The sequence below is a fragment of the Thalassococcus sp. BH17M4-6 genome, assembly GCF_049323015.1.
GTDB lineage: Bacteria > Pseudomonadota > Alphaproteobacteria > Rhodobacterales > Rhodobacteraceae > Puniceibacterium.
This window is the reverse complement of the sequence record NZ_JBMPGU010000003.1, coordinates 150,782-163,186: the sequence shown is the minus strand read 5'-3', so window position 1 is coordinate 163,186 and position 12,405 is coordinate 150,782. Positions and strand designations below refer to the sequence as shown.

14 protein-coding genes are annotated in these 12,405 nt (G+C 63.9%); 9 read left to right on the top strand and 5 right to left on the bottom strand.

The genetic code is table 11. From position 1 onward, the window contains the following. The first annotated feature begins 176 nt into the window (after positions 1-176). From ACOXXX_RS05650 to ACOXXX_RS05630, 5 genes are all read left to right on the top strand, one after another. Positions 177-677, top strand: a complete 501-nt coding sequence (locus ACOXXX_RS05650; RefSeq protein ID WP_422825579.1) for a YbjN domain-containing protein — start codon at positions 177-179, stop codon at positions 675-677. A gap of 82 nt (positions 678-759) precedes the next feature. Continuing rightward, positions 760-1,572 carry a pyrroline-5-carboxylate reductase gene (gene proC / locus ACOXXX_RS05645; RefSeq protein WP_422825578.1) on the top strand — a complete coding sequence of 271 codons (813 nt, stop codon included), beginning with the start codon at positions 760-762 and terminating at the stop codon, positions 1,570-1,572. Next, the gene (locus ACOXXX_RS05640) at positions 1,565-1,903 is read left to right on the top strand and encodes a tRNA-binding protein (RefSeq protein ID WP_422825577.1); all 339 of its coding nucleotides are present in this window, start codon (positions 1,565-1,567) and stop codon (positions 1,901-1,903) included. Before proC ends, ACOXXX_RS05640 begins: the two co-directional genes overlap by 8 nt. Before the next feature lie 146 nt (positions 1,904-2,049). After that, a complete protein-coding gene (locus ACOXXX_RS05635; RefSeq protein WP_422825576.1) occupies positions 2,050-3,171 on the top strand; it encodes a beta-ketoacyl-ACP synthase III in 1,122 nt (373 codons plus the stop codon). 195 nt (positions 3,172-3,366) lie between these two features. Further along, positions 3,367-3,939, top strand: a complete 573-nt coding sequence (locus ACOXXX_RS05630) for a L,D-transpeptidase (protein ID WP_422825575.1) — start codon at positions 3,367-3,369, stop codon at positions 3,937-3,939. A gap of 6 nt (positions 3,940-3,945) precedes the next feature. On the opposite strand, the gene ACOXXX_RS05625 is transcribed toward ACOXXX_RS05630, so the two are convergent. Further along, the gene (locus tag ACOXXX_RS05625) at positions 3,946-4,527 is read right to left on the bottom strand and encodes a thymidine kinase (RefSeq protein WP_422825574.1); all 582 of its coding nucleotides are present in this window, start codon (positions 4,525-4,527) and stop codon (positions 3,946-3,948) included. Positions 4,528-4,931: 404 nt separating this feature from the next. Here ACOXXX_RS05625 and ACOXXX_RS05620 point away from each other — a divergent pair, with 404 nt between their 5' ends. Next, complete coding sequence (locus ACOXXX_RS05620) at positions 4,932-5,387, top strand: hypothetical protein (RefSeq protein WP_422825573.1); 456 nt, start codon at positions 4,932-4,934, stop codon at positions 5,385-5,387. A gap of 58 nt (positions 5,388-5,445) precedes the next feature. Next, positions 5,446-6,267 (top strand): helix-turn-helix transcriptional regulator, encoded by an 822-nt coding sequence (locus ACOXXX_RS05615; RefSeq protein WP_422825572.1) that lies wholly within the window; start codon positions 5,446-5,448, stop codon positions 6,265-6,267. 420 nt (positions 6,268-6,687) lie between these two features. On the opposite strand, the gene rimO is transcribed toward ACOXXX_RS05615, so the two are convergent. Beyond that, a complete protein-coding gene (gene rimO, locus ACOXXX_RS05610) occupies positions 6,688-8,067 on the bottom strand; it encodes a 30S ribosomal protein S12 methylthiotransferase RimO (RefSeq protein ID WP_422825571.1) in 1,380 nt (459 codons plus the stop codon). A gap of 121 nt (positions 8,068-8,188) precedes the next feature. On the opposite strand from rimO, the gene ACOXXX_RS05605 reads away from it, so the two are divergent. Further along, positions 8,189-9,091: a mechanosensitive ion channel family protein gene (locus tag ACOXXX_RS05605; protein ID WP_422825570.1), complete on the top strand. Its 903-nt coding sequence runs from the start codon at positions 8,189-8,191 to the stop codon at positions 9,089-9,091. A 24-nt stretch (positions 9,092-9,115) separates the two neighbouring features. Here the strand turns inward: ACOXXX_RS05605 and ACOXXX_RS05600 are convergent, their stop codons facing one another. Next, positions 9,116-9,715: a GcrA family cell cycle regulator gene (locus tag ACOXXX_RS05600; RefSeq protein ID WP_422825569.1), complete on the bottom strand. Its 600-nt coding sequence runs from the start codon at positions 9,713-9,715 to the stop codon at positions 9,116-9,118. 118 nt (positions 9,716-9,833) lie between these two features. Between ACOXXX_RS05600 and ACOXXX_RS05595 the strand changes: the two genes are divergently transcribed. Further along, the gene (locus ACOXXX_RS05595; RefSeq protein ID WP_422825568.1) at positions 9,834-10,646 is read left to right on the top strand and encodes an ABC transporter permease; all 813 of its coding nucleotides are present in this window, start codon (positions 9,834-9,836) and stop codon (positions 10,644-10,646) included. Positions 10,647-10,789: 143 nt separating this feature from the next. Here the strand turns inward: ACOXXX_RS05595 and ACOXXX_RS05590 are convergent, their stop codons facing one another. Together ACOXXX_RS05590 and ACOXXX_RS05585 are read right to left on the bottom strand one after the other, a co-directional pair. Then, on the bottom strand, positions 10,790-11,482 hold the full coding sequence (locus tag ACOXXX_RS05590) for a CDP-alcohol phosphatidyltransferase family protein (RefSeq protein WP_422825567.1): 693 nt from the start codon (positions 11,480-11,482) through the stop codon (positions 10,790-10,792). A gap of 105 nt (positions 11,483-11,587) precedes the next feature. Then, positions 11,588-12,388: a glutathione S-transferase family protein gene (locus tag ACOXXX_RS05585; RefSeq protein ID WP_422825566.1), complete on the bottom strand. Its 801-nt coding sequence runs from the start codon at positions 12,386-12,388 to the stop codon at positions 11,588-11,590. Between the last annotated feature and the right edge of the window lie 17 nt (positions 12,389-12,405).

Below are 12,405 nucleotides of genomic sequence, written 5' to 3'. Positions count from 1 at the left end.
TTGGCAGTCATCCACAACTTATTGAGTAGATCGGCCAAATATAGCTTTACAGACCCACCTTGGCGCAGGCACCATATTTGGTAAGGGTCGCGGGATCAGCCCCTGACCCTTGAGCAGGCACCTAGCGATTGGGACACTGCCAGGCCCGGTCGCTACACAACAACAGAGGTGGCGCCATGGCCCTGTCCGAGCAGTTTCTGGAAGACGACATTCATCCCATCGACATCGTCGAACATCTGGCCGAACACCATGACTGGGATTTCGACCGCATCGCCGACGACCAGATCGCCATGGCGGTCGAGGGGCAGTGGCGGACCTACTCCATCACTCTGGCCTGGTCGGGCTACGACGAAACCCTGCGGATGATCTGCACCTTCGAGATGGAGCCGCCCGAAGACCGGCTTCCCGCGCTCTACGAAGGGCTCAACGCCGTCAACGACCAGTGCTGGGCCGGAGCGTTTTCCTTCTGGGCGGAACAGCAGCTCATGGTTTATCGCTACGGCCTTGTCCTGTCGGGCGGCAACGTCGCCAGCCCCGAACAGATCGACACGTTGATCAGCGCCGCGGTGATCAGCGCCGAGCGGTATTATCCCGCTTTCCAATTGATGATCTACAGCGACCAGTCCCCCCGCGATGCGCTGCAGGTCGCCATTGCAGAAGCGTACGGGCGCGCGTAATCCTCCTCCCTGACGTGCGTCGGAAGGGACCGGGCGACCGGTCCTTTCCTCTGTGCGGCCACCGGAAAAGGGAGCGGGACCAATGAAAGACACAGACATCGCGCGCCGGGGGCTGGTGCTTCTGGGTTGTGGCAAGATGGGGTCGGCCATGCTCGAAGGCTGGTTGAACCGGGGTCTGCCCAACGCATCGGTCTGGGTTCTGGACCCGCAACCGTCGGACTGGCTGCAATCAAGCGGTGTGCATCTGAACGACGGTCTTCCCGACGATCCGGCGGTGGTCCTGATCGCGGTCAAGCCGCAGATGATGGGCGATGCGCTGCCGGGCCTGCAGGCACTTGGCAACGGTGCGACGCTGTTCGTGTCGGTGGCGGCGGGTATTCCGATTGCGACCTACGAACGGCTGCTGGGCAGTGACACGCCGGTGATCCGCGCCATGCCCAACACGCCCGCTGCGGTGGGGCGCGGCATCACCGCGATCATCGGCAACGCCCGCACGGATGCGAAACAGATGGACCAGGCCGAACTGCTGCTGTCCGCCGTGGGCGAGGTTGTGCGGCTTGATGACGAGGCGCAGATGGACGCGGTCACCGGGGTCAGCGGGTCGGGCCCGGCCTATGTCTTTCACATGATCGAATGCCTGGCCGCGGCGGGCGAGGCCGAAGGCTTGGCCCCCGACCTCGCGCTGCAACTGGCGCGGGCCACCGTGGCGGGCGCGGGCGCGCTTGCCATGGCGGGCGAGGATCCGGGGCAATTGCGCAAGAACGTGACCAGTCCGGGGGGCACCACGCAGGCGGGACTCGAGGTGCTGATGGATGAAGAGAACGGCCTGCCGCCGTTGATGCGCGCCACGGTGCGGGCGGCGGCGGCGCGCTCCAAGGCGCTGGCCGATGGCTGAGATCACGTTCGACGATTTCCTGGCCGTGGACATCCGCGCGGGCCGGGTGGTCCGGGCCGAACCCTTCCCCGAGGCACGCAAGCCCGCGATCAAGATGTGGATCGATTTCGGCCCCGAGATCGGCGAGAAGAAAACCAGTGCCCAGGTGACCGTGCATTACACCCCCGAAAGCCTGATCGGGCGGCAGGTGATGGCGGTGGTGAATTTCCCACCCCGCCAGATCGGCCCGTTCATGTCCGAGGTGCTGGTGCTGGGCGTCGCGGACGAAGACGGCGCCATCGTCTTGCTGGCGCCGGATCTCGACGTACCGCCGGGCGGGCGTATGCACTGACGGGGCGGCCTTGCACCTGCGACTGTCGTCGCGATTTTTGAGTTTATCGGCAAGATGAAGCCGGGGCATCGCTCTCGGTGGCGCAACGTTGCGCTTGACCCGGTGCGACCTCTGGGGTGTGGTCGGGGCCACGCGAGGAGGAGCCGATGTTTCAGCCAGCCATCACCGGAAGCGGTGTGTTCACGCCGCAGCAGGTCATCACCAATGACGAACTGGTCGCGGCCTTCAACGCCTACGCCACGCGGTTCAATGCGGAGCATGCCGAGGCCATCGCCGTCGGCGAGGTGGAACCGATGGGCCCGTCAAGCGCGGAGTTCATTCTGTCGGCATCCGGCATCGAACAGCGCTACGTGATGGACAAGACCGGCGTGCTGGACCCTGACCGCATGTATCCGGCACTGCGCCAGCGCAGCGATGACGAACCGGGGATCATGGCGGAAATGGCGCTGGATGCCTGCGGCAAGGCCTTGGCGGCGGCGCGGCGCGCGGCAGAGGAGGTCGATCTGGTGATCTGCGCCGCATCGAACCACGAACGCGCCTATCCGGCCATCGCCATCGAGATACAGCAACTCTTGGGCGCGGGCGGCTTTGCCTTCGACATGAACGTCGCCTGTTCATCGGCCACCTTCGGCATTCAGGCGGCGGCGGACATGGTGCGCGCGGGATCGGTGCGCTGCGCGCTGGTGGTCAACCCCGAGATCTGCTCGGGCCATCTGGAATGGCGCGACCGGGATTGCCATTTCATCTTTGGCGATGTCTGCACTGCGGTGGTGATCGAGCGGGCCGAGGATGCGACAGGCGCGCATTTCCTCATCCATTCGACGCGCTGCGCCACGCAGTTTTCCAACAACATCCGCAACAACAACGGCTTTCTGCGCCGCACCCGGCCCGACGGCGTGGCCGACCGGCGCGACATGCAGTTCATGCAGAACGGGCGCAAGGTCTTCAAAGAGGTGCTGCCGCTGGTGTCGTCGCATATCGGCGCGCATCTGCAAGATCAGGGCTGGACGGCGGCGGACCTTCGGCGGCTGTGGCTGCACCAGGCGAACAAGAGCATGAATGACTTCATCGGACGCAAGGTGCTGGGCCGCGTGCCGGACCCCGGTGAACAGCCCAACATCCTGCAGGATTACGCAAACACCTCCTCTGCCGGGTCGATCATCGCCTTTGCAAAGCATTCCGACGATCTGTCGCCCGGCGACAAGGGGGTCATCTGTTCCTTTGGGGCCGGCTATTCGGTGGGGTCGGTCCTGCTCGAACGGGCCTGAGACGGGCGGCAGGCCGCCGCTGCCTTCGTAACAATTTGGCAACATCCAGCCCGTATCAGGGCGGTTGAGCGGACGGGAAGTGCGTGAAAGGCCGCTTGGCGCTATGCTGCCGCCACGAGCAAAGCCATTCCGCAACACGACCCGACGGCAAACGCCGGGCGCTCAACGTGGGATGGCAGAGATGAGGCAGAGCAGATGCAGAACACACGACGCAATTTCATTGCGGCAGGTGCCGCGTTCCTTGGTACCGCCCCCTTCGCGGCCCAAGCCGCAAGTCCGCGCAGCAAGGTCCGTTTGCCGCGCAAGTTCCGCCCGCAGGATGTGAAGATCAAGACCAACCTGCCGGTCGGCACGATCTACGTGAACAAGCAGGATCATTTCCTGTACCTGATCACCGGCGATGGCGAGGCGCGCCGCTATGGCGTGGCCCTCGGGGCGGTGGGCCGCAATTTCGAAGGCACCGCCGTGATCGCCCGCAAGGCCGAATGGCCCAGCTGGATCCCGACCCGGAACATGATCGAGATGGAGCCGGAGGTGTATGGCCCCTTCGCAAGCGGTCTGCCGGGCGGGCACCCCGAGAACCCGTTGGGCGCGCGCGCGCTTTATATGTATGTCAACGGGCGCGACACGTACTACCGCATCCACGGCACCCACCTGCCGCACACCATCGGGATGAAGTTTTCCAGCGGATGTATCCGCCTGACCAACGAACACGTCAGCGAACTTTATGACATGGTGCCGGTGGGCACGAAGGTGATCGTCGCCTGATCGTCCTCAGGGCGCGCCCATGGCGGCGCGCCAGTGGCGGCGGCATAGCGAGACATAGGTTTCATTGCCGCCGATCTGCACCTGTTCGCCGTCCTGCACAGGTGTGCCCGACGCATCCTGCCGGATCACCATCGTGGCCTTGCGCCCGCAATGACAGATCGTGCGCACCTCGCGCAGGTCGTCGGCCAGCGCCAGCAGCGTGGCAGAGCCCGGAAACAGCGCGCCGCGGAAATCCACCCGCAGACCGTAGCACATCACCGGCACATCCAGATCGTCGACCACCCGGGCCAGCTGCCAGACCTGGTCGGCGGTCAGAAATTGCGCCTCGTCGACGAAGGCGCAGGCGACGGGACCCTGCCGCAGACGCTGGCTGAAATGGTCGAAAAGATCGGTATCGGTGTCAAAGGTGTCGGCGGCGCGGCCCAACCCGATGCGCGACCCGATGCGCCCCTCGCCCGCGCGCTGATCGACCGCCGCGGTCAGCAGATAGGGTGTCATGCCGCGTTCTTCGTAATTATGCGCAGCCTGCAACAGCAAGGTCGATTTGCCGGCGTTCATCGTGGAATAGTGAAAATAGAGCTTTGCCATGGGCCGTTCATGCCGCAGCGGCCGCGCCTTGCCAAGGGCAAGGCGCAGGTCCGGGGGCTGCGCGCAACTGCGTGAGTGACGTGCCGCGGGAAACGACGGGTTCCGCGCCATCCGGCAACGCGGTGGGACCCCCGGCGAACGGGGCGGGCTGCCCCGGGGGATCGCGCCCGGGATCCCACCGCTTTGAACCGGACCTGCCCGCAGCTGCCACGCCATGCGGCTTTGCCCCCCAACGGCAAACGCGGGAACAGGCCCCAACCTGAACCGGCCAACGGGATGGCCGACCACTCGTATGCCCAAAACCGTGGGCTTGCTTTATAAATGACATTTGATTGCAGAGTGATTAATGGGAAAGGGTCGCGGGCTTTCCCCGGACGGACTGGACAGATCAGGAGAGGGCATCAATGTCGAGTGTCGCGCGGTATCTGAAAAAGCACACCGAGGCGCTGGTCAAGGACGTCGGTATCGAAGCCGCGTGCAAGCTGACCGGCAAATCCAAGGCCACGCTGGGGCGCTACTATTCCGACTACCCCGAACATGCCGAACGCTTCATGCCGGTGGACGCCGTGGCCGCTCTGGAAGAGGCCGCCTCTTATCCGCATATCACCGCCGCACTGTCGGAGTTGAAGGGGATTTCCCTGTCCTTCGAGGATCGCCGCAAGAATGATCGCTCTGGCGGCGTCAATTCGGACGTCATCGCGCTCAGCCAGCGTTTTGCCATGCTGATGGGCGAATATCACACCTCGATCGAGGATGGTGTGATTTCCGCCAACGAGGCGCGGCGCCTGCTGAAGGAAACGCTCGAGCTGCAGCGCGTTCTGATCGACATGAAACTGCATCTGGAGGAAGAAACTGTTTGAGAGCGACGGACCCGAGCGGCGCCCGCTTGTCCAGGCAGAGAGGTACACACCTGAGCTGTTGCAGGCCTTCCTGCTGGAACTGGAGGCGACCGAACGGTCGCTGGACGTCTGGCGGCTGATCGTGGCCCTGGGGCAGCGGGTCCAGCTGCCGTTTGTCGATTTCATCTCGGCCAGTTCCTACAAGGACTGGAAGAAGACGCTTTTCATCCGCACCTCCTACGACAGCCGCTGGCTGCAGGAAATCAACGAAGACCCCGAGCTTCGTCGCTGGAGCTACTTTCGCAACCACGCCATGCATTACCTTACCCCGGTCATGGTCGGGCTGGAGTTCGTCGAGGAATACCGCCACATTCCCGAACGCCGGGTGGCGGTTCTGAAAAAGGCGGCAAGCCACGGTCTGCGGGCGGGCTTTTCGGTGCCGCTGCGCCACGTCGCCCCGCCGCAGTCGGCGCTCATCACCTATTCCGGGGATCATTCCCGGCGCGAGATGCAGGCGATCATCCGCGCCCATGGCTGGACGCTCAACACCGCCGCGATCATGGCGCATCAGCGCTATGTCATGTTGTTCGCGCAGGAATTTCCCGAGCGTAACAAGATCACCGACAAGCAGCTTGAACTGCTCAAGCTGATCGGCAGCGGGCTGCAGGACAAGACCATCGCGGCGCAGCTGGATATCTCGATCTCGGCGGTGCGGCAGCGGATGAACGCGCTCATTCAGAACACCGGCATGTCGTCGCGGGCGGAACTGGCGGCGCTTGCGATGTCGATGGGCGTGCTGCCTGACCCGTTCAACCGGCCCGAACAGCACGAGGAAACGCTGGTCGAAATCGACAATGTCGGCACCCGCATCCTGCGCAGCCCGCTGGACGCACCGCCCTGAGCCGTGGCCGATGACCTGGACCCCGCAACGAAAAAAGGTGCCCGGATATCGGGCACCTTCGCTTTCTGAAATGGCGTAGCAATAAGCATTTTCCCCAAGCGGGGCATCTGATGGGCTTATGACACGAAAAGGGGCGCTCTTTCAGATGGTTGCGAAGCGTACCGTCACGTATCAATATCCGGTTTGTCTTTGGGCTCCCCCCGTAAAACTGACCGTCCCAACGTCTTTAGAATAGCGCGTTTGTTTCCCTATGTCAGGTCAACGTAAAGGCAACTGCGCGCTATCGACGCATCAATCCTTGCAGGTTTCGGACTTTGACCTGTCATTATCTGCAGGTCAAAAGCCTGATCTTGGGTGCATGTTTACCGTTTGGTCAGCTTTCGGGCGATTCCTCGGGCCTGAGTCGCCGCGCCTGCGGCGTCAGCCCTGCGACAAGCGCCCCCAGAGATCGTACTCCCCTGCCTCGTCCACCGTTACCGGGACGATGTCGCCGGGGCTCAGCCCCTGGTGCCCTTCGTCGATGAAGAGGTTGCCGTCGATCTCGGGCGCGTCGGCCATGGTCCGGCAGGTGGCGGCGTCCTCCTCGACCTCGTCGACGATGACATGCAGGGTCTGGCCGACCTTCGCTTCGAGCTTCGCCTCCGAAATCTCCTGCGCCTTGGCCATGAACCTGTCCCAACGGTCCTGTTTGACCTCGGGCGCGACGTGATCGGGCAGGGCATTCGACCGCGCGCCTGCGACGTTTTCGTATTGAAAGCAGCCGACGCGGTCGAGTTGCGCCTCGTCCAGCCAGTCCAGCAGGGTCTGGAACTCCTCCTCCGTCTCGCCCGGGTAGCCGACGATGAAGGTCGACCGCAGGGTGATGTCGGGGCAGACGGCGCGCCAGGCGGCGATCTCGTCCAGCGTGCGGGCGCTGGCCGCGGGCCGCGCCATGCGCCGCAGCGTGTCGGGATGGGCATGCTGGAACGGGATGTCGAGGTAGGGCAGAACGCCGCCCCCAGTGCCTCTCACCCCTTCCATCAGCGGGATCAGGTCGCGCACATGCGGATAGGGATAGACGTAATGCATCCGCACCCAGGCGCCCAGACTGCCCAGATCGCGCGCCAGATCAAGGATTGGCGCCTTGCTCTCGCGGTCCTTCCAGTCGGTCCCGTAGGCGCTGGTGTCCTGGCTGATCACCAGCAGTTCGCGCACGCCGCTCTCAACCAGCTTTTCCGCCTCGCGCATCACCGCACGCTGCGGTCGGCTGACCAAACGGCCACGCATGTCCGGGATGATACAGAACTTGCATTTGTGGTTACAGCCTTCGGAAATCTTCAGATAGCTGTAGTGCCGCGGGGTGAGCTTCACTCCGGCGGCGGGCATCAGGTCGATAAACGGATCGGGGTCGGGCGGCACGGCGGCATGCACCGCATCAAGCACCTGTTCGTACTGATGCGGCCCGGTCACCGCCAACACCTTGGGATGGGCGCCGGTGATATAGTCGGGCTCCGCCCCCAGACAGCCGGTGACGATGACGCGGCCGTTCTCGGCCAGTGCCTCGCCAATGGCATCAAGGCTTTCGGCCTTGGCACTGTCGAGAAACCCGCAGGTGTTGACGATCACCGCATCGGCCCCCGCATAGTCGGGCGACACGCCATACCCTTCGGCGCGCAGGCGGGTGAGGATGCGTTCGCTGTCGACCAGCGCCTTGGGACAGCCAAGGCTGACCATGCCGATGGTGGGCTGGCCCACGCGGCGGGCGTCGGTGAGGCTGGCACGGGCAAGATCGGGGCGCAGGGAAGGGGGATTCTGGGACATGCCGCGTCTTACCCCCGCGCGGACCAAAGGCAAAGGCCTTGTTCACCGACTGCCAGACCGGTTCGAACTGGTCGCTGACGCGAGACGGTCTATCTCCTGAGTTGGTAACGAGGGGATCGGTTTGGAACAGGCAGACGAATTGCTGAGAGATATCAGCCCGGTGCAGATCGTACTGGATCAGATGCGCGGGTTGATCGAAGGGGCTATCGGGCTGATCCCGTCACTGGTCGCAGCACTGGTGATCCTGATCATCACATGGCTGGTCGCCTGGGCCGCATCCAGCCTGACCGCCCGCCTGCTGCGCCGGTCCAAGGCGCGCCCTTCGCTGATCGCGGCGATGTCCAAGGTGATCAGCATCCTCATCTGGCTCCTGGGCCTGCTGATCGCCATGACGGTGGTCTTTCCCAACCTCACGCCGACCAAGCTTTTGACCGGCCTTGGCATCGGGTCGATCGCCGTGGGCCTTGCCTTCAAGGACATCTTCGAGAATTTTCTGGCCGGTTTCCTGATCCTGCTGCGCAAACCGATGCGCATCGGCGACGACATCGAATGCGAAGGGCTGTCCGGGCAGGTCGAACATATCTCTTTGCGGGACACGTTCCTGCGCAAGCGGTCGGGCGAACTGATCCTGGTGCCCAATTCTTACCTCTTCAAGAATCCGGTGCGGATCCTGACCGACAAGACGCTGCGCCGTATCACGGTCATCATCGGTGTGGCCTATGGAGAGGATGTGGATGCCTCCCGCGATGTGATCGCTCAGGCCATGGCGCCGGTCGCGGGCGACGAGAGCGACCGCGAGGTGCAGGTCTTTGCCTACGAGTTCAACTCGTCCTCAGTGGATTTCATGGTGCGCTGGTGGGCAAAATCCGCACCGGTCGACGAGCATAAAAGCCGTGACCGCGCGGTTTCCGCGATCAAGCGTGCTCTGGACGAGGCTGGTATCGAGATACCGTTCCCCTACCGCACGCTGACCTTCAACGAACCGCTGCCGCTGCGGGATGATCGCGACGACGCGGACAGCTAAGCCGACACCCGTCGCAGGACAGGGTCAGCGGCGGCGGTCGCGGCGGGCGCTCATCGGCTGGAAGGCGACGCCCACATGCGCCTCGCAATAGGGTTTACCTTGCTGCACCGGCAGACCGCAGAACCAGAAATGTTCGGTCGCGGGGTCGCCCACGGGCCATTTGCAGGTCCGTTCGGTCAGTTCCATCAGCGACAGCTTCTTGGCCTTCTTCTCGATCTCGTTGACCTTGGCCAGCGCTTCGGGGCTGATCTCGTTGGCCGAGGGCTGCGGCGGCAGCGGCTGACCGGCGGGGATGATCGCGCGGCGCGCGGGCGCGGGCTGCGCCGACTTCGTCTCGAGCACGGGTTCGGGCGTCTGCGGGCGCGCCGCTTCGGTCTTGGGCTGCGGCTTGGGCTTGGCTTCGGCCTTGGGCGCGGCGGCGGGCTTGTTCTCGGCCTTGGGCGGGGCTGCGGCGGCAGCGGGGGCGGGGGTCGCGCCCGCGCGGTTCGACAGGCCCAGCCGGTGCACCTTGCCGATGACCGCGTTGCGGGTCACGCCGCCCAGTTCCTTGGCGATCTGGCTGGCGGACTGGCCTTCGCCCCACATTTTCTTGAGCATCTCGACGCGTTCGTCAGTCCAGGACATGGGTCACCCTCAGTGAAAAAGCGGCCCGTGCAGGGGCCGCCTGAAATTTCTCTCGTGCGCCCTATTCTAATCACTCTACCCCGAGTTACAAGCGGGGCACATGCCGAACGGAGCCGATATGACCGACACACCCGCCCCTTTCCCGCCGCAAGAGCGCCGTTTCGGCCGCGTCAACTGGCTTGGCCTCTTCACGCTGGCCGAACGCGAGGTGCTGCGCTTTGCGAATGTCTGGACCCAGACGCTGCTGGCGCCGCTGGTCACGGCGGGGCTGTTCCTGGTGATCTTCACCATCGCCATCGGCCCACAGCGGGGCGAGGTGATGGGCGTGGCCTTCACCACCTTCATCGCGCCGGGCATCCTGACGATGACGGTGATCCAGAATGCCTTCGCCAACACCTCGTCCTCGATCGTGATCTCGAAGGTGCAGGGCAACATCGTCGACACGCTGATGCCGCCACTCTCCGGCGCGGAACTGGTGCTGGGGTACCTCGCGGGCGGTGTGGCGCGCGGGCTTTTCGTCGGGGTCACCATCGCGGTGGCGCTGGCGCTGTTCCTGGGGATCGTTCCCGCGCATCCGCTGATCGCTCTGGGATTCATCGTGCTGGGTGGTGCGTTCATGTCGGGGCTGGGGATGCTGGCCGGCGTCTATGCCAACAAGTTCGATCAAATGGCGGCGATCACCAATTTCATCGTGACGCCGCTCGCCTTTCTGTCGGGCACCTTCTATTCGGTGCAGGCGCTGCCCGCGGGCCTGCGCGAGATCACCCACGTGAATCCGGTCTTCTACATCATCGACGGGGTGCGCTACGGCATCATCGGCGTCAGCGACAGCCCGCCGCTGCGGTCGTTCCTGGTGGCGGGCGGGGCCACGGTGCTGGTGCTGCTGGTGGCCTGGCTGATGTTCCGACGGGGCTACCGGCTCAAAGCCTGACGCCGGGCCAGAGGCCGGGAAAGGCCGGGGGCCAGCCCCCGGACCCCCGAAGTATTTCGGGGCAGATGAAGAGCGTTGGCGATTCTAGGGGGGTGGGCGATGACCGGTATCCGGCGCCGCGGGGCCCGGTTCCTGAGCAGAGATTAGGCACGCACCGGGATCAGTTGTTGCACCACGCCGACCGCGACAAGGTAGATCGACGTCACCACAAGCCCCCAGTGCGCCCAGCTTTGGGGGTGGAAATCCACCCAGGCGGCCCAGCCCGCGAAGAAGGTCCAGGCGAGCGCTATGGGCAACGACAGGCTGCGCCAGCGCTCTGTCCGGACCGGGTGGATGAATTTCAGTGGCAGGAACATCGCCACCGCCAGCACCGCGACGAGGCCGAGGATCACATAGAAATTCGGCGTCAGCGCGAACATCACCAGCACCATCATGTTCCAGCAGCCGGGGAAACCCTGAAAGGAATTGTCTTCTGTTTTCATGCGGTTATCGCAGAAATACATGGCGCTGGCAAAGGTGATCAGGATGATCGCGGCCCAGCCTGTCCATCCCGGCAACAGGCCTGATTGAAACAGCGCAAAGGCCGGAATGAAGACGTAGGTCAGGTAATCGATGATCAGGTCGAGCAGCACGCCGTCAAAGCGCGGCGCGTTGCTTTTGACGTCGTATTTGCGCGCCAGCGGGCCGTCTACGCCGTCCACCGCAAAGGCCACGACGAGCCAGAGGAACATGATCGACCATTGCTCTTGCGCGGCGGCAAGCAGGGCCAGCATTGCAAAGACCGCCCCGGTGGCGGTCAGAAGATGAACGAAGAGGGCCTTGCCGTGTGCTGTCATTCGTCCGTCATGGCCGAAATGCCAAAGCGATGCAAACCCGACACCGGCCAGTCAGGGCCTCGGGGCGCCAAGTGTGGATTATTTGCAAAACCGGACCGCCAGCCGTCAAGCCACCAAGCCAAGCGTCGCATCGGATGCGGTGCCCTCGTATTTGTCGCGCGGCGGCCAGGGTCGGTCCTGCCAGGGCGGGGTGAAGGTAAAGCTCGACGTGTTGCGGCCCTCTGGCAGCGCCCCGTTGCCCGCGCCCAGGGCATAGTCGTAATAAAGCTTCACGATCTCTTCCTCACAGACCTGCGCGGTTGCCGGATGCGCCATGCAGGCCTCTTTCCAGGCCCGAACCCGCGCAAAATCGTCGGTCTTGGGAATATCGAAATCCTCATAATATTGCAGGAACCAGAAGCGTTTGAAGATCGGCGTGAACACCGCCTCTGCCAGTCCGAAGTCGTCGAACAGGAACGGGCCGGTGGGGCTTTCGGCGCGCAGGAAATCCTCGATCTCGCGGTAAAGGCCCAGCAGCTTTTCGACATGCGCGGCGCGGGCATCACGATCCTGGTTCATGACAAAGAGGTATCCCGCCATCGTCAGAGGCCCCTCTTTCGCGATCAGCATGGTTTCCAGCGCATGTTCCGCCGGGTCATCACGGCGCAGCGGTCGGCCCGGAAGGCTTTCGTCCAGAAACCGCAGGATGATGAGGCTTTCCTTCAGGATTCGACCCGAGGGCGTTTCCAGCACCGGCAGTGCGGTGGTGCCCCGCGTCTTGGCCAGCAGCGAAGGGTCGCGCGGCTTGGTGATATCGACGACCCGAAAGGTCACCGCATCTCGCTGGCCACGCAACGCCAGAAGGATTTCGAGCCGCTGGGAAAACGGACAGACCGGTATGTGATAGACGATATGTTTCGGGCTCATGCCGCGTGCTCCGCCGT